This window comes from Bacillus sp. KH172YL63 (genome assembly GCF_011398925.1).
Classification (GTDB): domain Bacteria; phylum Bacillota; class Bacilli; order Bacillales; family Bacillaceae_B; genus Rossellomorea.
Genome location: NZ_AP022842.1, coordinates 1,679,948 through 1,706,644 on the forward strand (window position 1 = coordinate 1,679,948; position 26,697 = coordinate 1,706,644).

Annotated in this window: 30 protein-coding genes; 26 read left to right on the plus strand and 4 right to left on the minus strand. The window is 40.2% G+C overall.

Going from position 1 to position 26,697, the window contains the following annotated elements; translation table 11 throughout:
• Nucleotides 1-107 precede the first annotated feature (107 nt).
• The 4 genes from KH172YL63_RS08310 to spoVK all read left to right on the plus strand — a co-directional run bounded on the left by KH172YL63_RS08310 (nucleotide 108) and on the right by spoVK (nucleotide 5,597).
• The gene (locus KH172YL63_RS08310) at nucleotides 108-2,492 is read left to right on the plus strand and encodes a penicillin acylase family protein (protein WP_173105666.1); all 2,385 of its coding nucleotides are present in this window, start codon (nucleotides 108-110) and stop codon (nucleotides 2,490-2,492) included.
• Between the two features lie 234 nt (nucleotides 2,493-2,726).
• A complete protein-coding gene (miaA, locus tag KH172YL63_RS08315; protein WP_173105667.1) occupies nucleotides 2,727-3,680 on the plus strand; it encodes a tRNA (adenosine(37)-N6)-dimethylallyltransferase MiaA in 954 nt (317 codons plus the stop codon).
• Between the two features lie 26 nt (nucleotides 3,681-3,706).
• A complete protein-coding gene (gene hfq, locus KH172YL63_RS08320; protein WP_173105668.1) occupies nucleotides 3,707-3,943 on the plus strand; it encodes an RNA chaperone Hfq in 237 nt (78 codons plus the stop codon).
• A gap of 706 nt (nucleotides 3,944-4,649) precedes the next feature.
• Nucleotides 4,650-5,597 (plus strand): stage V sporulation protein K, encoded by a 948-nt coding sequence (gene spoVK, locus KH172YL63_RS08325; RefSeq protein WP_173105669.1) that lies wholly within the window; start codon nucleotides 4,650-4,652, stop codon nucleotides 5,595-5,597.
• Nucleotides 5,598-5,647: 50 nt separating this feature from the next.
• Here spoVK and KH172YL63_RS08330 read toward each other — a convergent pair whose 3' ends face one another.
• On the minus strand, nucleotides 5,648-6,256 hold the full coding sequence (locus KH172YL63_RS08330) for a trimeric intracellular cation channel family protein (RefSeq protein WP_173105670.1): 609 nt from the start codon (nucleotides 6,254-6,256) through the stop codon (nucleotides 5,648-5,650).
• Nucleotides 6,257-6,448: 192 nt separating this feature from the next.
• Between KH172YL63_RS08330 and hflX the strand changes: the two genes are divergently transcribed.
• The 4 genes from hflX (at nucleotide 6,449) to glnA (ending at nucleotide 10,925) form a co-directional block, all read left to right on the plus strand.
• The gene (gene hflX / locus KH172YL63_RS08335) at nucleotides 6,449-7,702 is read left to right on the plus strand and encodes a GTPase HflX (protein WP_173105671.1); all 1,254 of its coding nucleotides are present in this window, start codon (nucleotides 6,449-6,451) and stop codon (nucleotides 7,700-7,702) included.
• 19 nt (nucleotides 7,703-7,721) lie between these two features.
• On the plus strand, nucleotides 7,722-8,990 hold the full coding sequence (locus KH172YL63_RS08340) for a methionine gamma-lyase family protein (protein ID WP_173105672.1): 1,269 nt from the start codon (nucleotides 7,722-7,724) through the stop codon (nucleotides 8,988-8,990).
• A 148-nt stretch (nucleotides 8,991-9,138) separates the two neighbouring features.
• A complete protein-coding gene (locus tag KH172YL63_RS08345; RefSeq protein ID WP_173105673.1) occupies nucleotides 9,139-9,552 on the plus strand; it encodes a MerR family transcriptional regulator in 414 nt (137 codons plus the stop codon).
• Between the two features lie 38 nt (nucleotides 9,553-9,590).
• Nucleotides 9,591-10,925 carry a type I glutamate--ammonia ligase gene (glnA, locus tag KH172YL63_RS08350; RefSeq protein ID WP_173105674.1) on the plus strand — a complete coding sequence of 445 codons (1,335 nt, stop codon included), beginning with the start codon at nucleotides 9,591-9,593 and terminating at the stop codon, nucleotides 10,923-10,925.
• 107 nt (nucleotides 10,926-11,032) lie between these two features.
• Here the strand turns inward: glnA and lexA are convergent, their stop codons facing one another.
• A complete protein-coding gene (gene lexA / locus KH172YL63_RS08355) occupies nucleotides 11,033-11,653 on the minus strand; it encodes a transcriptional repressor LexA (protein WP_173105675.1) in 621 nt (206 codons plus the stop codon).
• A gap of 157 nt (nucleotides 11,654-11,810) precedes the next feature.
• Here lexA and yneA point away from each other — a divergent pair, with 157 nt between their 5' ends.
• From yneA to KH172YL63_RS08410, 11 genes are all read left to right on the plus strand, one after another.
• Nucleotides 11,811-12,137, plus strand: coding sequence for a cell division suppressor protein YneA (gene yneA / locus KH172YL63_RS08360; protein ID WP_173105676.1), 327 nt, complete (start codon nucleotides 11,811-11,813; stop codon nucleotides 12,135-12,137).
• 19 nt (nucleotides 12,138-12,156) lie between these two features.
• Nucleotides 12,157-12,807: a YneB family resolvase-like protein gene (locus KH172YL63_RS08365; protein ID WP_173105677.1), complete on the plus strand. Its 651-nt coding sequence runs from the start codon at nucleotides 12,157-12,159 to the stop codon at nucleotides 12,805-12,807.
• 104 nt (nucleotides 12,808-12,911) lie between these two features.
• On the plus strand, nucleotides 12,912-13,145 hold the full coding sequence (locus KH172YL63_RS08370; RefSeq protein ID WP_173105678.1) for a DUF896 domain-containing protein: 234 nt from the start codon (nucleotides 12,912-12,914) through the stop codon (nucleotides 13,143-13,145).
• 199 nt (nucleotides 13,146-13,344) lie between these two features.
• A complete protein-coding gene (tkt, locus tag KH172YL63_RS08375) occupies nucleotides 13,345-15,348 on the plus strand; it encodes a transketolase (protein ID WP_173105679.1) in 2,004 nt (667 codons plus the stop codon).
• A 197-nt stretch (nucleotides 15,349-15,545) separates the two neighbouring features.
• On the plus strand, nucleotides 15,546-15,983 hold the full coding sequence (sirA, locus tag KH172YL63_RS08380; protein WP_173105680.1) for a sporulation inhibitor of replication protein SirA: 438 nt from the start codon (nucleotides 15,546-15,548) through the stop codon (nucleotides 15,981-15,983).
• Nucleotides 15,984-16,067: 84 nt separating this feature from the next.
• Nucleotides 16,068-16,289, plus strand: a complete 222-nt coding sequence (locus KH172YL63_RS08385) for a YneF family protein (protein WP_034759902.1) — start codon at nucleotides 16,068-16,070, stop codon at nucleotides 16,287-16,289.
• Nucleotides 16,290-16,483: 194 nt separating this feature from the next.
• Nucleotides 16,484-17,419, plus strand: a complete 936-nt coding sequence (locus KH172YL63_RS08390; RefSeq protein WP_232066147.1) for a tyrosine-type recombinase/integrase — start codon at nucleotides 16,484-16,486, stop codon at nucleotides 17,417-17,419.
• Nucleotides 17,420-17,459: 40 nt separating this feature from the next.
• Nucleotides 17,460-17,606 (plus strand): hypothetical protein, encoded by a 147-nt coding sequence (locus tag KH172YL63_RS08395; RefSeq protein WP_173105681.1) that lies wholly within the window; start codon nucleotides 17,460-17,462, stop codon nucleotides 17,604-17,606.
• Between the two features lie 163 nt (nucleotides 17,607-17,769).
• Complete coding sequence (locus KH172YL63_RS08400; RefSeq protein ID WP_173105682.1) at nucleotides 17,770-18,495, plus strand: helix-turn-helix domain-containing protein; 726 nt, start codon at nucleotides 17,770-17,772, stop codon at nucleotides 18,493-18,495.
• 81 nt (nucleotides 18,496-18,576) lie between these two features.
• Nucleotides 18,577-19,041 (plus strand): hypothetical protein, encoded by a 465-nt coding sequence (locus KH172YL63_RS08405; protein WP_173105683.1) that lies wholly within the window; start codon nucleotides 18,577-18,579, stop codon nucleotides 19,039-19,041.
• Between the two features lie 31 nt (nucleotides 19,042-19,072).
• Nucleotides 19,073-19,480, plus strand: coding sequence for a hypothetical protein (locus KH172YL63_RS08410; RefSeq protein WP_173105684.1), 408 nt, complete (start codon nucleotides 19,073-19,075; stop codon nucleotides 19,478-19,480).
• A gap of 67 nt (nucleotides 19,481-19,547) precedes the next feature.
• On the opposite strand, the gene KH172YL63_RS08415 is transcribed toward KH172YL63_RS08410, so the two are convergent.
• A complete protein-coding gene (locus KH172YL63_RS08415) occupies nucleotides 19,548-19,832 on the minus strand; it encodes an XRE family transcriptional regulator (RefSeq protein WP_232066148.1) in 285 nt (94 codons plus the stop codon).
• Nucleotides 19,833-20,082: 250 nt separating this feature from the next.
• On the opposite strand from KH172YL63_RS08415, the gene KH172YL63_RS08420 reads away from it, so the two are divergent.
• From KH172YL63_RS08420 to KH172YL63_RS08445, 7 genes are all read left to right on the plus strand, one after another.
• Nucleotides 20,083-20,289 (plus strand): hypothetical protein, encoded by a 207-nt coding sequence (locus tag KH172YL63_RS08420; protein ID WP_173105685.1) that lies wholly within the window; start codon nucleotides 20,083-20,085, stop codon nucleotides 20,287-20,289.
• A 62-nt stretch (nucleotides 20,290-20,351) separates the two neighbouring features.
• Nucleotides 20,352-21,494 carry an AimR family lysis-lysogeny pheromone receptor gene (locus KH172YL63_RS08425; RefSeq protein ID WP_173105686.1) on the plus strand — a complete coding sequence of 381 codons (1,143 nt, stop codon included), beginning with the start codon at nucleotides 20,352-20,354 and terminating at the stop codon, nucleotides 21,492-21,494.
• Between the two features lie 55 nt (nucleotides 21,495-21,549).
• The gene (locus KH172YL63_RS21725; RefSeq protein ID WP_269475207.1) at nucleotides 21,550-21,684 is read left to right on the plus strand and encodes a hypothetical protein; all 135 of its coding nucleotides are present in this window, start codon (nucleotides 21,550-21,552) and stop codon (nucleotides 21,682-21,684) included.
• A gap of 157 nt (nucleotides 21,685-21,841) precedes the next feature.
• Nucleotides 21,842-22,255 carry a hypothetical protein gene (locus KH172YL63_RS08430; protein WP_173105687.1) on the plus strand — a complete coding sequence of 138 codons (414 nt, stop codon included), beginning with the start codon at nucleotides 21,842-21,844 and terminating at the stop codon, nucleotides 22,253-22,255.
• Nucleotides 22,256-22,647: 392 nt separating this feature from the next.
• Nucleotides 22,648-23,031: a hypothetical protein gene (locus KH172YL63_RS08435; RefSeq protein WP_173105688.1), complete on the plus strand. Its 384-nt coding sequence runs from the start codon at nucleotides 22,648-22,650 to the stop codon at nucleotides 23,029-23,031.
• Between the two features lie 8 nt (nucleotides 23,032-23,039).
• Complete coding sequence (locus tag KH172YL63_RS21835; protein ID WP_442858775.1) at nucleotides 23,040-23,249, plus strand: helix-turn-helix domain-containing protein; 210 nt, start codon at nucleotides 23,040-23,042, stop codon at nucleotides 23,247-23,249.
• Nucleotides 23,250-23,465: 216 nt separating this feature from the next.
• Complete coding sequence (locus KH172YL63_RS08445; RefSeq protein ID WP_173105690.1) at nucleotides 23,466-25,265, plus strand: hypothetical protein; 1,800 nt, start codon at nucleotides 23,466-23,468, stop codon at nucleotides 25,263-25,265.
• Between the two features lie 388 nt (nucleotides 25,266-25,653).
• On the opposite strand, the gene KH172YL63_RS08450 is transcribed toward KH172YL63_RS08445, so the two are convergent.
• Nucleotides 25,654-26,643, minus strand: a complete 990-nt coding sequence (locus KH172YL63_RS08450; RefSeq protein WP_173105691.1) for a hypothetical protein — start codon at nucleotides 26,641-26,643, stop codon at nucleotides 25,654-25,656.
• Between the last annotated feature and the right edge of the window lie 54 nt (nucleotides 26,644-26,697).

The window sequence follows — 26,697 nt, forward strand, 5'->3', positions numbered from 1 at the left end:
TTCAGCGCATTCTTTTATATAGATGAAGGAATTCGCCAAGCAAAGAGCTAATAGTAAACATATGTATATTTTCTGAAAATTCTATATAGTGTTTAGGGGGAAAAGGAATGAATGGAGGCATTGAGTTTCAAAAAAAGAAAAGCAATAAGCTCCTCAAGTTCACATTATGGGGGGCAGGAGCGGTATTGTTCATTCTTCTTGGTATCCTGATCTTTGTGAATTATTATATCGACCGGTCCCTTCCCGTTACCTCCGGGACAGTTTCCATGACTGGACTGTCGGAGGACGTTGAGGTGATCCGGGATAAAGACGGTGTTCCTCATATCCTTGCTCAAAGTGAAAAAGATCTATACATGGCACAGGGCTATGTGCAGGCGCAGGACCGGCTTTTCCAAATGGATCTGAGCAGGAGGCAGGCATCAGGTCGGTTAAGTGAAGTGGTCGGTGAGCAAGCGGTGGATCGTGATAAATTCTTCCGCACATTCGGTTTGCGGAGGGCGGCCGAAGTTTCTTATACCGCTTATCCTGACGAAGCAAAAGAATTGCTTGAGTGGTATGCAGCAGGGGTGAATGCTTATATGGATGAAGCGAAGGAGAAAGGAAAGCTCCCTTTTGAGTTCAAGCTCCTTGGTTATGTTCCGGAAACATGGACACCCATCGATTCATTGACCATCGGAAAATATATGGCATTTGATCTGGGCGGACATTGGCAGGGGCAGGCGTTCAGGTACTGGGCTCTTGAAACCCTTCCTGAGAACAAGGCATATGATCTCTTTCCCTCCTACCCGGAAGGCGCACCGACAATACTTAATGATATTGGTGAATCGGGGGTTGAGGTAAGCAAATCCTTTGAAGATGCAGTCATTCCGCCAGCATTCAACGGCAGCAACAACTGGGTTGTAAGCGGTGATAAGACAGCCAGCGGTATGCCTTTGCTCGCAGATGATCCCCATCTGTCGCTCGGAACTCCTTCAATCTGGTATCAAATGCATCTTCAATCCCCTGAGATGAATGTAAGTGGGGTGATTTTTGCCGGAATACCGGGGATCATCCTTGGACATAACGATCAAATCGCCTGGGGCGTGACGAACACCGGGCCCGATGTACAGGATTTATACATCGAAAAGCGCAGCAAAGAAGATCCTTCCCTGTTTCTTTATGATAACAAATGGGAAAAAGCGACCATAATAGACGAGCCGATTTCTGTGAAAGATGGGGAGACCATCCCTTATGAAGTGACGATCACCAGGCATGGACCGGTGATTTCAGAATTTGCCCATCGGAATGATGATGAAAATGTCCTGTCTATGAGATGGACCGCTCTTGATCCGAGCCTGGAGCTAATGGCAGTCATAAACATGAATAAAGCTGAAAACTGGGAACAATTCGAGAAAGCTTTATACGATTTTCATGTTCCTACCCAGAATTTTGTATTCGCCTCAAAGGACGGAACAATCGCTTATAAAGCAAATGGGAAGATTCCAATCAGGAAGAAAGGGGACGGACTTCTCCCGGTACCTGGATGGGACCCTGATTATGACTGGCAGGGATTCATCCCCTTTGAAGAACTTCCGAAAGTGGTCAATCCAGCAGAAGGATACGTGGCAACTGCAAATAATAAAGTGGTGTCAGATGAATATCCCTACCATATCAGCCATCACTGGGCTCAGCCCTATCGTTATATGAGAATCTCAGAATACTTGGAAAGCAAGGATGAACTGACAATCAATGATATGAAGGAGTTGCAGATGGATCAATTGAACCTACATGCCCGTGAATTCGTATCGATGCTCCTGGAGGCACTGTCTGAACAACCACTCACCGGGGAACAGCAAGAGGCGCTGAACATCTTAAGCGCGTGGGACTTCCGGGATGATAAAGAGGAAGCGGCTCCCCTGATCTTCCATCAGTGGATGGGCGAAATATCGTCGGGGCTTTTTAAAAAGGAAATTCCGAAGAATATGATGAAAATGTTCGAAGGGAAACAGAATGTAGTAGACGAACTGATCCGAAAAGCAGACGGCGGAGATGAGTCCGACTGGTTCCAAGACAGGGGAGGATACAGTGCGTTCATGTCGGATTCTTTGAACGACACGCTCTCTTCATTGAAACAGTCATATGGTGCTTCCATGAAAGATTGGGAGTGGGGGATGTATCATAAAGTATACTTTGAACATCCCTTGTCGGCTAGTTCATCGTTCCTGCAGAGATTTCTGAACGACAGGGACCCTCTCCCGGTAGGCGGGAGCAGGGTGACGGTGGAAGCAGCGAGCTACAATGATGAGGGCATCGTCAATCACGGCGCTTCCTGGAGGTTCGCAATCGATACAGAGGATATGGAGAAAGGCTATCATATCGTTGGGCCGGGACAGGCAGGCCATTACAAAAGCAAATGGTATCAAAACCAGATTGATGACTGGGTCAACGGAACCTACCATGTCACTTCCACAGGAAATCCAAGTGGCGAACGTTTAATTCTGACATCTGAATGATAAATGATATTGAAGATATAAATCCGAACACATTTTTTAACTTGGAATGTGTTCGGGTCTTTTTTTGCATATTGATAATAGGTTTTAACCACCTTCAAAAGGGGTACTTTTTCCTGAAAGAAAGCGTATATGCTCTCAGAAAACGGGCATACTGACAAGATGTGATTTAAACAGATCTATTATTATGGTACGATAATATGTAAAAGAATTCTTTACATAGAAAGCAGTGAACGTATGATAAATAAAGAGAAAGTGATCGTCCTGATTGGACCGACCGCTGTCGGTAAGACCAATACAAGCATAGAGCTTGCTAAGAGATTCAACGGTGAAATCATCAGTGGTGATTCCATGCAGATTTATAAAAAGATGGATATCGGGACAGCCAAAATCACAGTTGAGGAAATGGACGGTGTACCCCATCATCTGATCGATATTAAAGAGCCCGATGAATCGTTCTCCGTGGCAGAATTCCAACAACTAGTGAGAAAGAAGATCACAGACATCCATTCACGAGGCAAGCTCCCGTTCATTGTCGGGGGAACTGGCCTTTATATTCAGGCAGTATTATACGATTACCAATTCACAGAGACCCCGGGTGATGAGGGATACAGGGTGGCATTGGAAAGAGACCTTGCGAGCAAAGGGTCTCAATGGCTGCATGAGAAACTCGAGAAAATAGATCCGGCTGCCGCACAGAATATCCACCGGAACAACACCCGACGTGTGATCCGTGCATTGGAAATTCACCACTGTACCGGAAAGACCATGACGGAATATCAGGAAGCACAATCGCAAGAGCTGCTGTATGATGTTGCCCTCGTTGGGCTGACGATGGACAGGGAAAGACTATATGAACGAATTGACCTCCGCGTTGACCTCATGATGGATCAAGGTCTGATCCAAGAGGTGAAGGGCTTATACGAAAGCGGATTAAGAAACGTTCAGTCGGTTCAGGCCATTGGCTACAAGGAACTGTATGATTATTTTGACGGGACGGTCAGTCTTGATAAAGCGGTTGAAAATCTCAAACAGAACTCCAGGCGATATGCAAAACGTCAGCTTACATGGTTCAGAAATAAAATGGATGTATCCTGGTTCGATGTAACCATAAAGGACTCACATACAAAAATTATTGAGGATATTTCAGAATTTATTGCAGGAAAGCTTCAGTTGAAGTCGAATAAGTAAGTAGAGATAGAAGAGGAGGACTAACCATGAAACAATCCATTAATATCCAAGATCAATTCCTTAATCAATTGCGAAAAGACGGTTCACTCGTAACGGTATTCCTTTTAAACGGTTTCCAAATCCGTGGTCAGGTGAAGGGGTTTGATAACTTCACAGTATTGTTTGAAACGGAAGGGAAACAGCAGCTCGTCTATAAACATGCCATCTCGACATTCGCTCCCCAGCGAAATGTTCAAATAAATTTCGAAGAACAAAACAGTTGATTCATGAGGGAAAGCTGCCGTAATGGCAGCTTTTTTTATTTGGCTGTTTTCGCATAGAGTGTGGCTATTATTAGACGATAATGTGAGCATCTTCGGTAATTTGAGACTGTGGATTAAAAAATACCATAGCAATGAATCAAGTGCATGGTACCTCAATTACGTTGATCACTACTATTAGAGGAAGAATAAGCAGTTAATTCAGTGAATTTTTGATTTTTATCTTCGATGGTTGATTGGAGCGGAAGATGCTCGACTCCTGCGGGAACTGATGGACAGGTGAGACGCCGCAGGACGAAGTCCGAGGAGGCTCACCGCCATCCCCGCGGAAAGCGAGCATCTGGAGCGGAAATCAACCGCATCTAACTTGTCTCAAAGCCACAATGTTTACGAAAACAGCCTTTTATTTTGACATTTAGTAGCATTGATTTGCCTGCTGAAGAAGATTAATTAATGAAATGAATAGTAGTTGAATAGGATAATATGAGAGGCATTTTTATCAAGATTTATGAATGTTCTCCTGTCTAAAGATCAGGAGATGTAAAGAAACGGCCCGGAAATCCGGCAGCGTAATTCTGTTTATTTCTCGGGAAAGCGCAGAAATAGACAGGATTCTTCTTATTTGTCGAAATGAAGGAGAGTGTATGGGATTCTCACTTATTAAATCCCCTGTGGCAAGAATTGTCTTGAGAATGGTGAGGTGAAACCTATGGATCAACCAATGAGAATGAAAAATAATGGGCAAATAAGCATCGTGTTGAATTCCCATAAACGCAGTTCTGTGCGGGAAACGTTAGAACCGATACCACAATCCCTCCCTCAAGAGCATATCGCATTGAAAGAAATCGAAGAAGAATTAGGATCTCTTGTCGGAATGGAAGAAATGAAAAAAATGGTGAAAGAAATCTATGCCTGGATATATGTGAATAAAAAACGTGAAGCAATGGGGTTGAAAGCCGGTAAGCAAGCTCTTCATATGATGTTCAAGGGAAACCCCGGCACAGGTAAAACAACGGTTGCCAGAATCATCGGCAAGCTGTTCTTGAAAATGAATGTACTGTCAAAAGGGCATCTCATAGAAGCGGAGAGAGCGGATCTTGTTGGTGAATATATCGGTCACACCGCCCAAAAAACAAGGGACCTTGTGAAAAAGGCACTCGGCGGTATTCTGTTCATCGACGAGGCGTATTCGTTGGGGAGGGGAGGAGAGAAGGACTTTGGAAAAGAGGCGATCGATACCCTTGTTAAACATATGGAGGATAAACAACATGACTTCATTCTCATCCTCGCCGGGTATTCAAAGGAAATGGAGCACTTTCTGACATTGAATCCCGGCCTTCAATCAAGATTTCCGTTAGTGTTCCACTTTCCTGACTACTCTGTTGATCAACTGATGGAAATCGGCAGAAGGATGCTTGAAGAGAAAGAGTACATCTTGAGTCATGATGCAGAAAGGAAGATCAGGGACCATCTTCATTCTGCCAAGAACACCCTCTCACCGATGGCGTTTTCAAATGGACGGTATGTCCGGAATGTTTTGGAAAAATCAATCCGTGCACAGGCGATGAGACTGTTGATGGAAAACTGTTATGATCGCCACGATTTACTCACGATCCGCAGTAACGATCTCATTTTTACAAGGGAAACATCTGATTGATCCCTGGGAATATAGAAAAAATGCATTCAAGTTGAATGCATTTTTTTATGTTACATTTGAGCCCGCAAGCTCCTGTTCGGTAATCTCCACTTATATAGATAAGACAGTACACGCAATGCAGTGGTGATGATGAATAATGAATATAGTTCAAATGCCGAGTGTACAAAACCAAGTCCGATGGCAGCACCGCAAAGGACAGCCCATACTGCATAAATTTCCGATCTCAGCACCAATGGTTTCCGGCCGGCCAGAAGGTCCCGGATGATTCCACCGCCGCTTCCCGTTAAGACAGCGGCTACGATGATCGCGCTGATCGGATGATTCATTTCAGATGCATATAAGGCCCCCTGGATTGCGAAAGCAGATAAACCGATCGCATCGAAGAAATTCCCCCATCTTCTCCAGTGCTTCAACAAATTATGAGGGAACAGGAAGACGGCCGTGATCGAAAGGAGAGCAATTTGAAACAACATGCCCTGTTCCCAAAGGGCAGACACCGGAACACCGATCAATAAATTCCGAATGGCACCTCCGCCGAATGCAGTGACAATCCCCAAAATATATACGCCTAAAATATCATACTCTTCTTCCATGGCAATGATGGCACCTGAAATAGCAAATGCAATTGTACCGATGATGCTCAGGACTTCCCATGTCATCGTCATACCTCCCAACCCTGAATACGTCTCTATGTAAACATTGAAATATGTGCTGAATCATAATCAAACATACTGATTTTAACACGTCTATCACGAAATGCAACCATTTTTCACCGCTTTTTACATAGTGTTTACCGACCTGTTTTGATATGATGAAGGTAACAATGAAATGAAAAGAAAAGAGGACAATCATTGAAGAATGAATCACTTGAAAAAGTCATACTTGTCGGTTGTCAAATAGATGAAGATGACCTTCGATTTCAATATAGTCTCGGGGAGCTCGGGGAACTGACAGAAACGGCCAGGGGACAAGTGTCCGCCATCCTTACCCAGAAGAGGGAGAGCGTCCATCCGGGTACATATATAGGGAAGGGAAAAGTCGAGGAGCTTGTCCTCCTGGAAGAAGAACTGGAACCGGATATCATCATCTTCAATGATGAATTATCACCTAGTCAGATAAGAAATCTATCGAAGGAACTGCAGGCAAGGGTGATCGACCGGACGCAATTGATCCTGGATATCTTCGCCCAGCGTGCAAGGTCAAGGGAAGGGAAGCTGCAGGTGGAGCTTGCCCAGCTACAATATCTGCTCCCAAGACTTATCGGTCAAGGAGCATCCCTTTCCAGATTAGGGGGAGGAATCGGGACGAGGGGACCCGGGGAGACCAAACTTGAGAGTGACCGTCGCCATATTCACCGTCGGATCGATGATATTAAGAAACAGCTGCAAAGCATTGTAGGACACCGGGAAAGGTACCGGGAACGGCGTAAACGGAATAAAAGCTTCCAAATTGCCCTCGTCGGATATACGAATGCCGGTAAGTCGACGTTATTCAACCGGATCTCGTCAGCCGATTCATATGAGGAAAACCAATTGTTTGCCACCCTTGACCCGATGACGAGGAAACTGTCATTGCCAAGCGGATATTCAACATTGATCACTGATACGGTTGGATTTATCCAGGACTTGCCGACAACGCTGATCGCTGCCTTTCGCTCTACATTGGAAGAGGTAAGGGAAGCAGATCTGCTCCTTCATGTGGTGGACAGCTCCAACCCGGATTACAATCAGCATGAAACAACAGTCCAGGAATTATTGAAAGAGCTCGACATGGCAGGCCTGCCCCAGTTGACAGTTTACAATAAACGGGATAAGATCGATGCCGATTTCGTCCCGGGCAGTGATTCTGATCATATCCTGATCAGTGCACTGGATGAAAGGGATCTGTCAGACTTGCTGGTGAGAATTGAAAAACTTGTGAAAAAGCAGATGATTTCCTATCATGCCTTCATTCCGGCCGGGGAAGGGAAGCTTCTTTCCCAATTAAAGAGTGAAACGATCCTCAATAAATTGGAATTCATTGAAGAACGTGAAACATATGAACTTGCCGGCTTTCACCTGGAGGATCATCCCGTAGCGGGAAGCATCAAGAAATTTCAAAGATAGAAGGGAATAATAACGCATCATGTATGAACAATTAGAAAATGGGTATTTATTAAAGCCAATCATCACCAAAGTGGAAGAGGGCATAAAAGATAAACACAAAGAGATAGACGAACGTGCAGAAAGCAATCAATTCAAGGTTTTAAGGGCATACCAGGAACATCGGGTAAGTGATTCCCACTTCATCCCTTCAACAGGATATGGTTATGACGATGCAGGGCGTGATACGTTAGAGAGTATCTATGCATCCGTTTTCGGCGGGGAGTCGGGGCTTGTGAGACCACAGATCATTTCTGGTACACACGCAATCTCCATTTCCTTATTCGGGGTGCTTCGTCCTGGCGACGAACTCGTATACATAACCGGGAAACCATACGATACCCTTGAAGAAATCGTAGGGATCCGGGGAGAGGGCACCGGTTCGCTGAAAGACTTTCATATCGGATATCAGACGGTTGATCTGGATCCTTCCGGAAAAGTTGATTTCGATGGTGTTGCCAAGGCAATCACATCCAATACAAAAATGGTGGGCATCCAGCGCTCTAAAGGCTATGCAAACCGGCCGTCCTTTACGATAGCTGAGATAAAGGAAATGATTGATTTTGTAAAAGAGATCAATCCACAAATCGTCGTGTTTGTTGATAACTGCTACGGTGAATTTGTCGAGGACATGGAGCCGTGTCATATCGGGGCCGATTTAATGGCCGGATCCCTGATAAAAAACCCGGGTGGCGGTCTTGCCAAAACGGGCGGATATATCGTCGGGAAAAAGGAGTTCGTTGAAGCGTGCTCCTACCGTATGACCTCACCGGGGATCGGTGCCGAGGCAGGGGCGTCCCTGTACAGCTTGCAGGAAATGTATCAGGGGTTTTTCCTTGCTCCCCATGTGGTGGCGCAATCGTTAAAGGGGGCCGTGTTCACTTCGGCACTTCTGACTGAGCTCGGGATGAATACGAATCCTTCACCTCGTGCAGAACGGACCGATTTGATTCAATCTGTTCAATTTGATGACAGAGAGAAGATGATTGCATTTTGTCAGGCCATTCAGTTTGCGTCACCAATCAATTCCCACTTTACGCCACAACCTGACTATATGCCAGGGTACGAAGACGATGTCATCATGGCGGCGGGGACTTTCATTCAAGGTTCAAGCATCGAATTGTCAGCCGACGGTCCGTTAAGACCTCCATATGTTGCATATGTACAAGGCGGGTTGACCTATTCCCATGTGAAAATCGCTGTCGCATCTGCCGTGGATCAATTAATAAAAAAAGGTTTACTGACCTTATAAAAAGGATAATAAAGGAGTAATTGGATAGTCTAAAGCTGACTATCCTTTTCTTTTGAAATTTAATGTAAGAAAAGCTAACATAAGATTGACAGAACTCCTGACATTACATATAATGAATTCAAGAAGGAAATATAAAGGAGGAATCAAGATGAGCGGAAGTGAAATTCGTCGAACGATGGCATTATTTCCTATCGGTATTGTCATGCAGCTCACGGACTTAACGGCTCGTCAGATTCGATACTATGAAGAGCATGGACTGATCACCCCGGCACGAACCGAAGGGAATCGCCGCCTCTTTTCCTTGAATGACATTGATAAGTTACTTGAAGTGAAGGATCTGTTAGATCAAGGTATCAACATGGCCGGAATCAAGAAGATTTTTTCTGTGAAAGGGCCGGATGAAAGCAAAGTAGTATCTGACGTAAGTGAAAAGGAAGAAAAGGCACGACAAGATCTATCTGACGAGGAACTTCGTAAATTGCTCCGAAATGAATTGATTCATTCCGGTCGATTTAATCGATCTACTCTGCGTCAAGGCGATATGTCTCGCTTTTTTCATTAAATATAAACCTTTAATAAACTTGAGGAGGAATTACGTAAATGGCAAAGTATACGCGTGAAGATGTTTTAAGATTAGCGAATGAAGAGGGTGTTAAATTCATTCGATTACAATTCACTGATATTTTAGGTACAATCAAGAACGTGGAAATCCCTTTGAGTCAGCTTGAAAAAGCACTGGATAACAAGATGATGTTTGACGGGTCTTCAATTGAAGGATTCGTGCGCATCGAAGAATCTGATATGTATTTATTCCCGGATCTTGATACATGGCTTGTATTCCCTTGGACAGCTGAAAAAGGGAAGGTTGCCCGCCTGATCTGTGATATCTATAATCCAGACGGCACGCCATTCGAAGGAGATCCCCGCAACAACCTAAAACGCATCCTGGGTGAGATGGAAGAGCTTGGATTCACTGACTTCAATCTTGGGCCTGAACCGGAATTCTTCCTCTTTAAATTAGATGTAAACGGCGAACCTACGCTTGAGTTGAATGATAACGGTGGTTATTTCGACCTTGCGCCAACAGACTTAGGAGAGAACTGCCGTCGCGATATCGCGCTGGAACTTGAGGAGATGGGCTTTGAAATCGAAGCATCTCACCACGAAGTGGCTCCTGGTCAGCATGAAATCGATTTTAAATATGCAAATGCATTAAAAGCATGTGATGATATTCAAACATTCAAGCTGGTTGTTAAAACGATTGCCCGTAAACATGGTCTGCATGCGACATTCATGCCTAAACCATTGTTCGGTGTAAACGGATCAGGTATGCACTGTAACATGTCCCTTTTCAAGGACGGAGTGAACTCTTTCTTTGATGAAAAAGGAGATCTTCAGCTGAGTGATACTGCGCGTCAATTCCTTGCTGGCATCATCAAGCATGCGACTGCATTCACAGCGATTACAAACCCGACAGTAAACTCTTACAAGCGCCTTGTTCCGGGTTATGAAGCGCCATGTTACGTTGCATGGTCTGCACGCAACCGCAGCCCATTAATCCGTATCCCTGCTTCCCGCGGACTGAGTACACGTGTTGAGGTGCGCAGTGTCGATCCGGCAGCGAACCCATACCTTGCAATGGCTGTATTACTTGCAGCAGGTCTTGATGGTATCAAGAACAACCTTCCTGCACCTAAACCAATCGACAGAAACATTTACGTGATGGATAAGAAGGAGCGTGAAGAAGCAGGAATCGTAGATCTTCCGGCTACATTACACGCAGCACTTGAAACATTGAAAACAAATGACGTCATCGTTAAATCCCTTGGAGAGCACATCTTCGAACATTTCGTGGAAGCGAAAGAAATCGAATGGGATATGTTCCGTACGCAAGTACACCCATGGGAGCGTGAACAGTACATTCAAATGTACTAATTCGCCACTATAAACAAAGCCGTACTGCAGGTGAATTGTCTGCAGTACGGCTTTTTCTTCGTTTCAAAACAAAAAAACGGCTGCGCATCATTGCGAGCCGTTTTTCATTAATGCACTTGTCTATATACTCCGACTACTTTACCAAGTATTGAAACATTTCTTAAGATGATCGGGGCCATGGTTGAGTTTTCCGGTTGAAGGCGGACATAATCCTTTTCTTTGAAGAAACGTTTGACCGTCGCTTCATCTTCCTCGGTCATCGCTACGACGATATCTCCGTTGTTCGCCGTTTGCTGCTGGCGGACAATGACGAAATCTCCATCGAGTATCCCTGCCTCGATCATACTATCACCCATGATCTCAAGCATGAAGACCTGTTCATCAGAAGGTGCCATCCTCTCTGGAAGAGGGAAGAACTCTTCGACATTCTCCACTGCCGTGATCGGCTGACCGGCAGTGACTTTACCAATCAATGGTACATTTACGACCCTCTGACGGGGGATCGTGTCCTCTTCAAGATTCAGTATTTCAATCGCTCTTGGCTTTGTCGGGTCCCGGCGGATGAGTCCTTTGCTTTCCAATCTTGCCAAATGTCCGTGGACGGTAGAACTGGAGGCAAGACCGACTGCTTCCCCTATTTCACGGACGGAAGGCGGATAACCTTTTACCCTTACTGCGTCTTTAATGTATTCTAGTATATCTTGTTGTCGTTTCGATAGTTTTGTCATGTGCACGCACCTCGATTATAGATCTTATGTTCCCATTATAGCATGTCTTTCCAATTGATACAAACATAAGTTCGAATAACTGTTGACACCAAACGGATGTTCGTATTAGAATGGATATAACAAAACAGAACAAACATTCGTATGGAGGCGTTTTATCATGTTAACACATATTTGGAACCGTTTCTCTTATATTATTATATTATTTGTTTTCGCCCTTTTATCTGCAGCATACCTTTTAATCACAATGGCAAGCGAGCCGTCGTATCAAAGTATTACCGTACAGGACGGAGATACCCTTTGGACTATTGCCAAACACTATAATGAAGAATATTCTATGACAATGGAAGAATTCATCGCGTGGGTGGGGGAAGAGAATAATCTCACAACATTTTCAATCAAGCCAGGGGATTCACTGATCCTGCCGATCGAGAACCCAACCCTGTCAACCCACTCCGGTTATGAGCTCGTTATGAATGAAGAATAGAAGAATAGAGGGATAATCAATGAAGGCAGTCGTATACTGCAGAGTCAGCACAAAGAAAGAAACACAGGAAACATCCTTGGAACGACAGGAAGAAGAGCTGGTGAAGCTTGCCGGGGAGCTTACTTACGAAGTGGAAGCCATCATCAAGGACCAGGCAAGCGGATTTGAACTGGATCGGCCAGGTGTATTGGAACTTCTGGACCTGATCAAGGACCCATCCATCGGAGCTGTCCTGATCCAGGATGAAACGAGAATCGGCCGGGGAAATGCAAAGATCGCACTCATCCACTGCTTATTAAAGGAAGAGGTCAAGATCATCAGTCAAACCCACAGCGGAGAGCTGCATTTATCCGAATCTGATTCAATGGTGATCAATATTGTCAGTATGGTAGAAGAATATCAACGGAAATTACATAATTTGAAAATCAAACGTGGGATGCGAAGGGCTGTCGAAAACGGTTTCCAGCCACATAAAAACCTAAAGAACAAAGGCAATGTGGACGGCAGGGAGCGGATTGAAGTGCCGGTGGAAGAAATCGTGCGTCTGAGAAAGAATGAATTGACCTTTGCCGAAATTGCAGCAACCTTGAGAGGCTTTGGTTATGATGTCTCAAAAGCGACGGTACATAGACGTTTTAAGGAGTATATGGCATCTGTCGAAAATGCGTAATGCTTGTTTTATCTTCCCTAATCTAGTAACATGACGATAGTATTTGCATTCAGCTATTACATTCGAATCTATTGCTTACTATGCATTAAAGGAGTTTTTCATATATGCTTTCCAAATCAAAGATGAATCGTATCAACGAACTCGCGAAAAAATCAAAGAGCACAGGTCTGTCAGAACAGGAAGCGAAAGAACAGACAAAGCTCAGAAAAGAATACTTGGAAACATTCCGTCAATCCATGAAGGGTACGATTGAAAATACAAGAATCTTCGACCCCGAAGGTAATGAAGTGACACCTAAGAAAATTCAGGATATTCAAACCAAAAAGAAAATGCATTAAGGAACAAGCTGTCTGATCCATAGTTGATCAGGCAGTTTTTTTGTTATTACTATTTCCCGGAAGTCAAAAAATAACCCGGAATACAGGGGTTTTTCGTTTTCAAGGATGATAAACTCATGTTATCATTCAAGATAGTTGTATAAACTGCCAAAGAAGATTAATATTAATAAGGTACATTAAAAGGAAGGATGTCTGACAAATGTTTGATAAAACAGATCAATTAGCAATCAATACAATTCGTACATTATCTATCGACGCCATTGAAAAGGCGAATTCAGGACACCCTGGCATGCCGATGGGCGCAGCTCCGATGGCTTATGCACTTTGGACAAAGTTCATGAATCATAATCCGAAAAATCCTGAGTGGTTCAACCGTGACCGCTTCGTATTATCAGCTGGACATGGTTCCATGCTTTTATACAGCCTTCTTCATTTATCCGGCTATGACGTTTCTATGGAGGACTTAAAACAATTCCGTCAATGGGGCAGTAAAACGCCAGGACATCCGGAATACAAACATACTCCTGGAGTAGAAGCTACGACTGGCCCACTTGGTCAGGGTATCGCGATGGCTGTAGGTATGGCGATGGCTGAAAGACATATGGCAACTACATACAATAAAGACCAGTACAATATGGTCGACCACTTTACATATTCCATTTGTGGAGATGGGGACTTAATGGAGGGAGTTTCTTCTGAAGCTGCTTCTCTGGCTGCCCACTTGAAATTAGGTCGTCTTGTTGTCCTGTATGATTCCAACGATATTTCTCTTGATGGGGATTTGGATAAGTCGTTCTCTGAAAGTGTCAAAGGACGTTTTGAATCTTATGGTTGGCAATATATCCGCGTAGAAGATGGAAATGACTTAGAGGAAATTTCAAAAGCGATCGAAGAGGCACAAGGGGATACGTCCCGTCCGACAATGATCGAAGTGAAGACAGTTATTGGATATGGTGCGCCGAATAAATCCGGTAAATCTGCCGTCCATGGTGCTCCACTTGGTGAGGACGAAATGAAGCTTACCAAAGACGCATATCAGTGGACGTTCGATCAAGACTTCCACGTACCGGATGAAGTGTACACTCGCTTCGAAGAAACAATCCAGCAGGATGGTTCACGAAAAGAAGAAGAGTGGGCGAACCAATTCATCAAATATAAAGAAGATCACCCTGAACTTGCTGCACAATTAGAAGCGGCAATCAAAGGGGAGCTTGCTGAAGGCTGGGATAAAGATATCCCTGTATACGAAGAAGGAAAAGCACTTGCAAGCAGAGCTTCTTCCGGACAAGTATTGAATGCAATCGCAAAAAATCTCCCATCATTCATCGGAGGATCAGCTGACTTGGCGGGTTCAAACAAAACGATGATCAATGATGAAGCAGATTTCACACCTGAATCGTATGAAGGACGCAATATTTGGTTCGGTGTACGTGAATTCGGAATGGGAGCTGCTATGAATGGTATGGCGCTTCACGGTGGCCTTCAAGTATTCGGCGGTACATTCTTCGTATTCAGTGACTACCTGAGACCTGCTATCCGCCTTGCAGCGCTAATGGGACTTCCTGTCACATACGTATTCACCCACGACAGCATCGCCGTAGGAGAAGATGGCCCTACGCATGAACCTGTAGAACAACTTGCTTCACTTCGTGCAATGCCAAACCTTTCTGTCATCCGTCCTGGAGATGGAAATGAAGTGGCTGCAGCATGGAAGCTGGCATTAGAATCCAAAGATCAGCCGACGATGCTTGTTCTGTCCCGTCAAGACCTACCAACGTTAAAAGGTACTGGGAATAAGGCTTATAATGGTGTAAGCAAAGGTGCATACGTTGTGTCTGCATCTGGAAAAGACCAGCCGGATGCTCTGTTGATCGCCACTGGATCTGAAGTGCACCTTGCAGTAGAAGCTCAAAATGTCCTTGAAAAAGACGGCATCAGTGTATCTGTTGTCAGCATGCCTTCTTGGGACCGCTTCGAGAAACAATCTAAAGAATATAAAGAATCCGTATTGCCTAAGAGTGTGAAAAAACGTCTTGCAATTGAGATGGGCTCTCCACTTGGCTGGGATCGTTATGTAGGCGACGAAGGTGACATCCTTGCAATCGATGGATTTGGTGCTTCTGCCCCAGGAGAGAAAGTCATGGAAGAGTATGGCTTCACTTCGGAGAATGTAGCATCACGCATCAAAGCATTACTTCAGTAGTAGAATATCTAAGAGAGGTCAGCTCCTTGCACTCTTTAAGGAGTTGACCTCTCTTTCTTGTGTGGGATGTCGGCACCACACCGTGAATGAATGGTCAAGGCGTTCGACAAAACTAGTGTAGATTTTTAACAATTTATGACAATGACTCCCTTCTAGTTGATTTATACTAGATGAAAGAATGGCAGGAGGGAGAAACGGTGAGAAATTATCAAATCTATTGGGTTGAAGAGACGTTTGTCCAGCACTATTACGGTCGGGAAAGAATGTTCTATCAATTGTTTTCTGAATGGGAAGCAAGTACAGGAGAGCTTCATGAAATCATCTCGAAACAAGTGGATTACCTGACAAAGCCAATTCCATACCTCCCCACACAGCGATTACTGAAGCAGGAACTCATGAAAACAGAAGGTGCAAGGTGGGTCGATTCTGTCGCCACCATCGAACGGATGGACTCCAGTGCCGTCCTGATTCTGAATGAAAAGTGGATGACATTGAAAACATCCGGGCATGATGAAGCAGAATATACCTTTTTTGAAATCTTACGCAGGAACATGGGACAACTATTGGCAGTCGATGTTCAAAACGAAAGATATGGCTGGCTAAAACCGATTAAACAAAGAAAATTTATATATTAATATGAAATTATGACAGAAATATTGTATAATGTTTCAGGGTTTAGTACACTTTTATAAGGACAACATGAAGGAGGAAGTAAGAGTATGGGAACGACTGGATTACTTATTCTAGTGGGAGTTCTGGCATTACTTGCTGGAGTTGCACTAGGATTTTTCATTGCTCGTAAATACATGATGAGCTATCTTAAGAAAAATCCACCAATCAATGAGCAAATGCTTCGCATGATGATGATGCAGATGGGTCAAAAGCCATCACAGAAAAAAATCAATCAAATGATGAATGCAATGAATAAAAACATGAAGTAATAAGAGCGGGCACAAGCCTTTTACATCAAGGTTCATTGACCTTCTGATGATTGATTGACTAAAAAGATAAGCCATAAAAATGTTGTTTGGTTAAACTTTCTTAGCAAATTTCATTCAAATTGGTTTATCTTTCACGTTATCAAAAATAAGACCACTTTTCCTGTAGAAAAATTAAGCAGGGGGAGTGGTCTTTTTTGTTGTTACTTGATGATGTGATACAGGAATATTTATACCACTGCATGGCAAAAGGATTCACTAAGAAAACAATGATCAATAAGCGATTCGAATTAAATCAGGCGAAAGAGTATTTGCAGAATAAACGAGGTTTATCAACTCTGGAGAGTGTCACAATACATGATCTCAAAGCTTATGTAAGGTATAAACATCAATCTGGACTCAAGCCGCAAAGTATAGTATCGCTTTTTAAAATGGTTAGAGCCTTCTTTTCTTGGTGTGAGAAGGAAGAGTACTTACAAGAGAATATAGCCAAGAAAGTAGAACTACCAAAAGTACCGAAACGAGTATTTGAAGGATTGACTACTATTGAGGTTCAAGCCATGATCAATTCTTTCTCTTATAAGAGCTACCTTGAGGCTAGGAATAAAGCGATTATTGCAATGATGGCTGATTGTGGATTACGTGCAATGGAAGTCAGAGGGATTACAAATGAAGATGTAAAAGAAACAGCAATCTTGGTTCATGGTAAAGGAAACAAGGAGCGTTTTGTTTATATCAGCCCTGCACTAAAAAAGATCCTTATTCGATACGAGAGATTAAAAAGAGAATATTTTAAAGAGCGGCTGATTGAGGAGGATTTTTACTTTTTGAATTATGTTGGTAGGGGATTGTCTCATATTGGTTTAGATAATTTGGTCAAAGAGGCTGGCAGGAGAGCTGGAATTGATAAAAACAAAGTTAAACCTCATAACCTACGTCATTATTATTCGGTTACCACTTTGTCTGAAGGGCATTTAGATTTGCATAGTTTATCAAGACTATTGGGGCATTCAGAGATCCAGACTACCCAGATATATTTAGCTTCTCTCAGTGAGGAGCAGTTATCCAATAAAGCCATTTCAAGCAGTCCATTAATGAATACTGGAGGAATTAGAAAAGGAAAGCTCAGATAATCCACCAGACCATTCTGCACATCTAGGAGGGCATTACACCATGAAGAGTGACAAAGAGGTATTAGAGCGTGTTAAAGAGCTTTGTGAACAAATTATACATTTTGATAAGAATGTCCTTGGAATACCTGACGATTCACATATCGATCTTTCAATGCTCATCTTAAATGAAATAAATAAAACCAAATAAAAAAGGATGAACCAGTTGCAGCTGATTCATCCCGTTGTCCGTAAGAGGACGTCAATTTGTACTTATATTGTACGCTAATCACCTTGAAAAATCAATAAAAGGTGGTTGGTTTATTTGAGTATGCCCAAAACCCTCTTGCGGAATATCGTAGGAGGGTATATCTATGTCCAAAAAAGCTATCACAATAATAGCTGGCGAAGAAAGCTATAGTAATCTAACCACATTTGATTGCATAGAAGATTTGAATAAGACAGTTCGTTATTATAAAGAGCAATTCCAAACAAAATTAACTAAGAGTGCTGTACTAGTTCTGGATCAACTTCACAGATACTCCTGTGTTTATTTAGGTGTTTCATTCCGTACTAAGAATAATATCGCTAAATCATTGGATATAAGCCGTAAAACAGTACAAAGAGCCTGTAGGGTACTTGAAGACTTAGGTATCATTAAACAGCTTGAGACGAAGCGTAAAAGTGATATGAGACAGTCATCTAATGTAATTCAGATCCTACCAATTGAAGAAGATGTCCAACAAGAGCAAAAGAATACAGCGGAAAATTGTCCTACCAAAAAGACAACCCCATCTTTAACACAAAAGATTAAAGATATACGTATCGAATACGTTGATCAATTCGAAAAATATGCTTCAATTTTCTTTCATGATTCCAAAACTATCAGGGAGCTCAAGAAAATCTCAATCGTACACTCCAGAATCAATTCTATATGCGAAAACACAGCGAAATCTCTTAGTTTGGAATGCCTGAAGGTGTTGATAGCCAAAATCAAATCTAAGCCTATATCGAATCCTAGAGGCTATTTTCATGGAATCTGCAAGCGTAGGATGAAGACTGCTCACATTAGACAACTGTGGGATGAATATTGGTTATAAGATTATTAATAAGTAAGAGTATGTATAATATGGTAAAATTTATGTATAGTAGTTTAAATCATTTTACAGGGAGTTGAAGTTATGAGCTATAAAGAAAACTTAGAGAATTTCTTATCTGTGCTAACCAGTTCAAGCTTTATTAAAAACGCAATCTACAATGACGCACAAAGAATTGTGTTCATTAATTACTATGAATCATACGAGGATTACAAAAGAGAAAATGAGAATTCACCACACTCTGAACATGTTTATGCTGACTACTTTAAAAGTGGAGCTAAAATTGAAAAAATACTAATTGAGGAAACAGCAAGGATCTTGAGACAATTTCCTTTTGTAAATACAGTTTCAGTCACTTTGGATTTTGAAGGAGAGAATTATAACGTTAATGTTGAACGAGAAAAACTTAATAGTTTGATTGGTTTTAATATCGAAGAAACTTCAAACGATGATGGTTCTTGGCAAGAAAAATTCCAGAGGATTTATGGTGGTGGTCTAAGGAATGATAAAAGAAAGATGTTATTGGATCATTTTAGAGTATTTGAATAAGTGAACTGTGTAATAAAAAGGAGTTGAACTGATGAAAAACAAAAAATACAGTGAGTATTTTGAAAGATTTGTAATCAAAGGAGAAAAATTTGACTTTAATTCTTTCAAAACTAGAGAAGAGTTTGACAGATTTCAAAAAGAGTTAAAATCATACAATGACGAAGGAGAAGAAGAGAGGCAGGTCGATGTGCAAAAAGCAAGTGAAATAAAGCTTTTAGGAGTATACGATAACCCGGATGATGAAGATAGGTATACCATCACATTCAAAGTCGACAATGGTGAAGTTTGGGAATTTGCAGCCTCTGAAGATGACATTATGTTTGCAATGGACGTTACTACGGCCAATGATGTTGACAATGGAAAAGAAATAAGCTTTGATGAATTACCGGAAATAGTAAAAGATAAAGTTTTGGCAGAGTGGGAAGGGTGGAACAACTAGAAGATCATTTAAAGTAGGCATCAATAATAAAAAAAGCAGAGATATCAATATATCTCTGCTTTTTTTATTATTCTTCTCCATATTCAAATATATCTCTAATCTTATGTTTCTTTTCAATTCCTTTTGATAATGCAATCCTATCCAGTGCTTTTAGGATTTCACTCAAAGTATGAGCACTTAGTTGCTTGGCTTCGGCACTATACAGCGAATTTATTGTTACTGGTCTTATTTTGGATTCTACTGCAAGTGCATTTCTAGTTATGCCAAGTGATGTAATTGTCTTTTCCAGATGGGAAACAAAACCAGCCTCTTTTAATGATTGAGTTACCCTTGTGTCCTTTTCCTTTGTCATGAAGTAACAACTCCCCTCATAATCAATGATAATTTATTTAACCTATTAAGTAAAACTTTTTTATGAATGTGTTGACTTATGATTTCAAGGGTAGTATATTTAACTTAACAAGTAAAACTTGTTAAGTTAAACGAGGTGACAAAATGTTATCAGTAGCATTAATCGGCTTTTCAATTCTTGGATCTTATGCCCTTGGATTAGCAACAGGATTAAACAAATCCGGGGATTTCAACTAAAGGATGCATTCCGAATGACCAAGTTATCTCATATTACTGAGCAAACAGTCCAAGAACTTGATCAACTATTCTCAGTTATCAACGACTCTGGAACAATAACTGATAAGGAAATGCACTCGGCCAGATTACATGATCTTATCTGTACCGTATTAAATTCAATTGCAAGTCATCCAGAGGATCTTGAAGGCTCAGTGAATTTTCTTTGTATGAGTATGACCTAAGAAGTCGAACAGAGCGGATAATTAAGCGAAATACCAATTAATTAGGAAGGACGGAACTAACAATGAGTAAAATTCTCAACATGCTTAAAGAAGAGATGGTGAAAAACGGGGAGACAAATATCTCAGTTGCAGCAGCTTGCAATACCTCTCCAACTACTGTAACTCGTTTTCTAAACGAGAGCAGACAGATAGATCCATCTCTTGCAGCATCCATTGTCAGATATCTCAATCCGTCCCTAGAAATTGAGTACATGAAATCTTATGTATTAAAAGTTACACGCCATGAAAACATTCGTAAAAGCATGGAATACTGCTCAATTAATCGTCTGCTTGATCCAGAGCTAAATACCTTAGTATCCAACGCTAAACATGACAGGAATGGTGATGTTAGGGATGCTGGTGAGTGTTATGAAATTGCTCTACAAATGCAATTAGAAAGGTTGTCACCACTTGAGACTTATGAAATTGTACGTTTCAAGAAAGCATCTCTAAAAGAGAATCAGATCTTACTTCGCATCTTAGAAGTGTGTTCCATTTACAATAGAGGAGAATTTAGTTTTGCAACAGTTTCATTAGGACAGCTTAAGAATCATATTAAATCCCTCGAAGATGGCTACATCAAGGAAAGTTTCCTTAGCAGATATCATGAGCTAATGCACTCCATTATGCTTAAACAAGGCGATACCAAGAAGTCAAGAGCATACTGTAAGCGTATATTAGACAGTAAAACCAGTGGTCTCATTTATCGTGCTACTGCATTAAACAGGATTGGAGCAAGCTTTCAATCTGAAGACTTGGATAAATCAATTAAGTACTATAGGAAAGCACAGAAACTGTACAAGACAATTGGAAGGAAAGACTTGGTAGAAATCGCTGAATACAATGTTCAATTTACTCAAATTTTATGGCGAAAACAAGTGAAGTACTTCGTTGATCAGGAACTCGAAGCATACTCGATGATTAAGAATGGGATGCATAGGACTGGTTACAATCTCCTTTGTTCCATTGATGATAAAGAACAGTCAATCTGTCCAATTAGAGAATTTATTAAAGGTGAAGCAAATGCAGAGGAGAGCATTGCTCATTACTATAATTCTATGAATCTGTACCTTAAAAAAGGTGACCGTCACATGGCGAGCCTGTCACGAATTCGATTATTAGCGTTAGGAGAAAAAGACTACATTGTATCAGGTCTATTCAACTAACGATAATATATAATTTTACTCTAATGAAAGGGGATGATTGGAAGGAGGTGTTAATATGTTTAAGAAAGTACTAGCAGCTTTATTTTTATCAGTTTTACTCACAACAGTTTCTGCTTCTGCAGAACAGACTCAACTGGTTGATGACAAAGTAATTCAATATGCACCAAAGGAACCGCCAATCGGGGGGTAGTCAGCCATTGAATACATAATTTCTTTCCTATACCAAGACATAACTAAATGGCAAGTCCGTTAATACTGGATTCCAGTGTTAGCGTGCTTGCTTATACCTAAAATCAAAAAGTTTAAATGAAACCAAAAAATTGGAAATGGAAAAGGGGAAATTTATTATGATGACAGTTGTAAATGAGAATTTATCTTTTGAAGCTTTAGGGACATTCGCTTATTCTTTATCGCCAGTATCAGCTTCGATTCAAGAGGTTGCAGAGTTAGAGTTTTATAGAGAAAGTGATCAGTTACTCCGCACTAAGTCTCAAGGGGCTGTAAGAATTAATATAGCTGACTGGGAAAACAATCCGACTGACATTGAAAATAACTTTGTCCACTATCAAGAAGCTGTCATCATAAATGTTAAAGCTAAAGATGAAGAAGAAGCTCTCCATATGCTCAATATACAAGTGAATGAAGTAAACCTCAACGACGCATATATCACTCTTTATGACTTTGAAGGTAAACCGTATTTGTTTTCAATTTTCCAAACGAGGATTAATTGGGACTCGGCTGAAATAAATCTTAAAAACTAATTAAAAACGGATATTTATCTGGAAGCAGGCGACCAAACCAAGGCTTCGAGATAAATATCCGTATATTTAAAAAATAAAATTTAAATTGCTATTGAAATAATTATATAACTGAATACTATATAATATGTGAGGCTGAAAAAGGTGGAAAATACAAAATGGGCTAACTGTATTCAGCAGCCTAAGCTTTTCATATCCATTAACATATAAATCTATATACTTCTCAATCTCTTATGATATATAGATGTCTTGTAAACTTATTTACAAGTATACGGGCATAACAACAAGTTGTCAACGATTTTTAGTAAGTAAATTAAAGGGGGTGGTTAAATTGGGGTCTTTAAATGTAATTTCAACAATATAAAAAATTCATTTTAACAGGAGGAGAAAATAATATGACAATCATTAATGAGGTAAATCACTTATCAAATCAGAAACTGATCAGCAACTTAGAGTTCAGTATTGCGGATATTTCACCACGAGGAGCGTATCACCTAGATATTCCAGATTCACTAGTTGAGAGTATTGCAGCAATTAGAGAAAGACTTGAATCTTATCAAAGTCAGTCTAACATACATAACCGACCAACACAAATTGTAATTACTCCAGAATCGGTATCAGTACTGTCTGATGGAGAGTTAAAAGAAAAGACTCAAATGATCTTTGAATGGTTATATGACACGGATAACATTAAGGATAAGAATCGGTTATTGGAACTATTAGATGTTGTTCATGATGAATTAAATACTCGTTTCTGTTTAGCGAAAGGAGGTGCGTGATACTGCAAATGTTAAGTGGAAAACAGATCAAAGAAATATTAACTAACAGGGGGATTAAACAGACTTGGTTGAGCAAAGAAGTAGGAATGCAACAATCCAACCTAAGTTCATGGCTCAATTCGAATGGGAATAAATCAATCCCAATGAGTAAATTACATAGGATTTATCAGGTGCTCGGCTTAGAAGTCGAGTATCCCACATACGTAAGTTTTAAATGAATAAGGGAAGGAAGCAAATGAATGAAGCATTTTTTCTGCTATGACAAGGAACTGGCCACATACATAAATAAACGAGGATATAAGTCAGTCACAACAGCTTTATCACCAACTACATATAAGAAATTCACGATTTTTGTTAGATCACCGAGGCTTCAAAAGATTATTGATGAGTTTACCCTCAGAGAAAATAGTTAGGCAAAGGAGGGATAATCCAATTTGTCTATTCAATTACAATACAATGATAACTATTCAGAAGTGTACGGTGACACATACATAAACAAAATGAATTACTTAGTTAAGGCAATCACTGAGTACAAAACCGGAGAAGATCATTTTAACGTTTTCAATTTTGAAGCTGGTCTTGGTAAGTCTTACACAGTTGATAGGCTACTTAAATACATAAACAATGATTATGAAGAATGGGACAATATCATAGAAGCGAAATATCTTATTGTAAAAAGATTCAATGAAGAGTCCATTAAGAGTGCAAAATTTACAAAGCATGAATTCAATCCTAATTCATTAGCAATCACACATGAGAATTGGAGAGAGTGGATGAATAAGCTTGATGATTTAAAGCATCAAAAAATCATATTTATATCTCATCAAAGGTATATATCGCTCTGTGAAAATGAAGAATTCAGACGTGCTATTACTGCAGGTAGAGATACGCTGATTATCGATGAGAAAGTAATGTTTCCTGTTTATACATACAATGACAAGCGATATTCCAAGATGTTTGAAATTCTTCCCAATGGTCTCAGGGAAATACTGATTGAAGTGTGCAGACCACTGAATGAATTCATTGAACTACAAAAGACTCTTAAGCACACGAACAAAGTATTGTCCATGAAGTTTAAGGTGAAAAAAGAGATCCTTAGCAACTATAATTCTGAAATGGAATTAGCGCTCAATAATTCCACTATAAGAGGGACTGACAATAGAAGGTGGTTTCTCAAGGATTTTCTTAGGGATATTAACCTACTATACACCAATCAAAGTATCTACAACGGTGGGAATATCTCAACATATAATCCTCTACACAAGCATTGGGGTCTAGAAAATAACCTGATACTTGATGCTTCTGGTGGAATAGATGGGGTGTATCTGAGCAACCCTGAAAAGTTTAATCTCATTAACCAGACGAGAATTGTAGAACATGGTGAGTCTGAGTTCAATATCATTAACTTTAATTCATCCAAATCAAATATAGAAGCTCATGACCAGTATTACTTCAAAGAAATTGCTTCCAAGATTGCAGCTAATAAAGAGCTATCAGACAAAGTACTGATTGTTGGCAATAAAGATTCGTCAAAACGAATTAGGGAAGAACTACTTGGATTGAAAGTAGATAAAAATGAGATATGGGTGGATAAAGAAGATAAGGATAATGATCCAGATTACGATAATCAGCCATACGCAATTAGTTGGTACGGAAATCTAATCGGAAAGAACTGGGCATCAGATTTCACTCAAGTGTGGTTGGTTTCGACTCCGAACATCCCTTTAGAACAATACTTAGTACATTATCTTCATTACTCTGATGAGCAGATTGGCAATAAATCGACTCAAATTTATAAAGGAAGGTTCAAAAATTTCTATTTTAAAAGTATCCAAGAAGGCTACATAGCTGCAGAAATGTATCAGAGTTTGAAAAGGATACAAAGGGTAGCGATTCCTAAAGGGAAATTCTTTATTGTAAATGCTGATGAGAATATTACGAATTCAGTCTTATCTCAAATGAAAAACTCCAACAATCGCAAAGAAATTGAATTGGATTTTGTTAAAGCATTGGAGCAGGAAAGGGAACGTAAGAAATCGGAGAATAAGAAGCCTGATCAAGTTGATAAGTTTCTAGACTACATATTGGTTCAAGATAGAGGTACATATAAGAAATCTGACATATCTAAGCAACTCAGTATTACTAAACTAAACAGAGTTCTTTCTGACAGTAGGGTAAAGACATTACTCAATAAAAGATACAAAATACATACTCGATCCATTGAAGTTATCTAAGTAGCCAGGCACTTATATAGATGAGACACGAAAAGTCTACCGACATTTCCTAAGCCCCGTTTTACTTAACAGTAAAAGCGATTGAATAAACTAATGAATAATTAAACTCGACATATTTCCTATTTATATTATAAGAGATGATGTCCACTTTGGTTAAATCCCTTGGGAGAGTAAGGTTGAATGGTTGTTAGTGTAAGAAAAAGTAAATGAAAAAATGAGGTGAATATTAATTACTTTTTACATTACATGTCCTTTTTTCCACTTAAGGATAATAAATTGTTGACCTAGATTGCCAGTTTGGCAACTAGAAAGTAGGCTTAGGGGCGGTCTATCCCCTAAACGTACGCTAATCTATATGAGTGTTCGGCAAGCATCTTAAATAACATCATTAAGCCCTTTCATTTCTTAATATATCAAAAAATATATTTCCGATTGCGGCAAACACAGTAAGTTCTATAGTTTTAGTTGAAAAAAAGTGAAGATACTGAAGCATCCTTCCAACTCCTAAAGAATTTAGTGCATTTAACAATTTAGCAGTAGGGTAGAATTTCTCATTCATGGGAATGGCGTACTGTAAACCAAAACTAAAGTAAATTTGATCTAAGATACCAATTTCTCCAAGGTTATATGCTAAAGAAAAGAAATTATATAAGGAACCGAAAGCGATGTGAGGACTTACAAAAGTAAAAACAATAAAGATCATTAATTTTATATTTCGGATTAACTTTTCTGTAGGAGCCAATCCATTAACCACATTATTATTAATAGTCATTTTGATGATGAATCTTGTTGATTGAAAAATAACCAAAAATAATATGCGCATGAATAAAATACTTGTCAACAAAGATACAAAAATTATGGCATATTCATTTTCAATTTTGTTCAAAAGTTCATCAGACAAATTATTCTGGACAAATGGAAATTCGAAGAATCGTGCCATAAATATAATAAAAGAGTAAATAGCAAGAATGAAAAATGTTAATTCAACCCAGACGGTATTAAATAATCTATTGTATTTATCTAGTTTAATAGCACCCATTCCTTTTTTTACTTGAAAGGGAAAGAGGGTGAAAGATATCGATAAAAATAAAAGGCTGATAATTGAATTATTTATTAAGAACAATATTCCAAAACAATAAAATAAGCTTAAAACGCTTAGGTATGTCGGCTTATCAACTTTATTTGTCAAATTGTACTTTTTATATTGGTTGATTGAAATAAGGATAATAAGCAAAGTGAAAAAATAAGAAAGGAGTGATAAATGTGAATAGTTCTTGATTAAAGGAATTGATAAATATGTAGCAACAAAAATTGGTACAGTTCGAGCCGATAGGAATAAATTGAGTAGTTTTGTAATAGTTAATTTTGATTGATTCATTTAGATCACCATGAAAATTGTACCAGATTTAGTTAAGTTAGCCAATGACATATT

Bases quoted from the DNA above. Each gene is read 5' to 3' on its own strand.
- KH172YL63_RS08310 (WP_173105666.1), top strand. From the start codon at position 108: ATGAATGGAGGCATTGAGTTTCAAAAAAAGAAAAGCAATAAGCTCCTC.
- miaA (WP_173105667.1), top strand. From the start codon at position 2,727: ATGATAAATAAAGAGAAAGTGATCGTCCTGATTGGACCGACCGCTGTC.
- hfq (WP_173105668.1), top strand. From the start codon at position 3,707: ATGAAACAATCCATTAATATCCAAGATCAATTCCTTAATCAATTGCGA.
- spoVK (WP_173105669.1), top strand. From the start codon at position 4,650: ATGGATCAACCAATGAGAATGAAAAATAATGGGCAAATAAGCATCGTG.
- KH172YL63_RS08330 (WP_173105670.1), bottom strand. From the start codon at position 6,256: ATGACATGGGAAGTCCTGAGCATCATCGGTACAATTGCATTTGCTATT.
- KH172YL63_RS08340 (WP_173105672.1), top strand. From the start codon at position 7,722: ATGTATGAACAATTAGAAAATGGGTATTTATTAAAGCCAATCATCACC.
- KH172YL63_RS08345 (WP_173105673.1), top strand. From the start codon at position 9,139: ATGAGCGGAAGTGAAATTCGTCGAACGATGGCATTATTTCCTATCGGT.
- glnA (WP_173105674.1), top strand. From the start codon at position 9,591: ATGGCAAAGTATACGCGTGAAGATGTTTTAAGATTAGCGAATGAAGAG.
- lexA (WP_173105675.1), bottom strand. From the start codon at position 11,653: ATGACAAAACTATCGAAACGACAACAAGATATACTAGAATACATTAAA.
- yneA (WP_173105676.1), top strand. From the start codon at position 11,811: ATGTTAACACATATTTGGAACCGTTTCTCTTATATTATTATATTATTT.
- KH172YL63_RS08365 (WP_173105677.1), top strand. From the start codon at position 12,157: ATGAAGGCAGTCGTATACTGCAGAGTCAGCACAAAGAAAGAAACACAG.
- KH172YL63_RS08370 (WP_173105678.1), top strand. From the start codon at position 12,912: ATGCTTTCCAAATCAAAGATGAATCGTATCAACGAACTCGCGAAAAAA.
- tkt (WP_173105679.1), top strand. From the start codon at position 13,345: ATGTTTGATAAAACAGATCAATTAGCAATCAATACAATTCGTACATTA.
- KH172YL63_RS08385 (WP_034759902.1), top strand. From the start codon at position 16,068: ATGGGAACGACTGGATTACTTATTCTAGTGGGAGTTCTGGCATTACTT.
- KH172YL63_RS08395 (WP_173105681.1), top strand. From the start codon at position 17,460: ATGAAGAGTGACAAAGAGGTATTAGAGCGTGTTAAAGAGCTTTGTGAA.
- KH172YL63_RS08400 (WP_173105682.1), top strand. From the start codon at position 17,770: ATGTCCAAAAAAGCTATCACAATAATAGCTGGCGAAGAAAGCTATAGT.
- KH172YL63_RS08405 (WP_173105683.1), top strand. From the start codon at position 18,577: ATGAGCTATAAAGAAAACTTAGAGAATTTCTTATCTGTGCTAACCAGT.
- KH172YL63_RS08410 (WP_173105684.1), top strand. From the start codon at position 19,073: ATGAAAAACAAAAAATACAGTGAGTATTTTGAAAGATTTGTAATCAAA.
- KH172YL63_RS08415 (WP_232066148.1), bottom strand. From the start codon at position 19,832: ATGACAAAGGAAAAGGACACAAGGGTAACTCAATCATTAAAAGAGGCT.
- KH172YL63_RS08420 (WP_173105685.1), top strand. From the start codon at position 20,083: ATGACCAAGTTATCTCATATTACTGAGCAAACAGTCCAAGAACTTGAT.
- KH172YL63_RS08425 (WP_173105686.1), top strand. From the start codon at position 20,352: ATGAGTAAAATTCTCAACATGCTTAAAGAAGAGATGGTGAAAAACGGG.
- KH172YL63_RS21725 (WP_269475207.1), top strand. From the start codon at position 21,550: ATGTTTAAGAAAGTACTAGCAGCTTTATTTTTATCAGTTTTACTCACA.
- KH172YL63_RS08430 (WP_173105687.1), top strand. From the start codon at position 21,842: ATGATGACAGTTGTAAATGAGAATTTATCTTTTGAAGCTTTAGGGACA.
- KH172YL63_RS08435 (WP_173105688.1), top strand. From the start codon at position 22,648: ATGACAATCATTAATGAGGTAAATCACTTATCAAATCAGAAACTGATC.
- KH172YL63_RS21835 (WP_442858775.1), top strand. From the start codon at position 23,040: ATGTTAAGTGGAAAACAGATCAAAGAAATATTAACTAACAGGGGGATT.
- KH172YL63_RS08450 (WP_173105691.1), bottom strand. From the start codon at position 26,643: ATGAATCAATCAAAATTAACTATTACAAAACTACTCAATTTATTCCTA.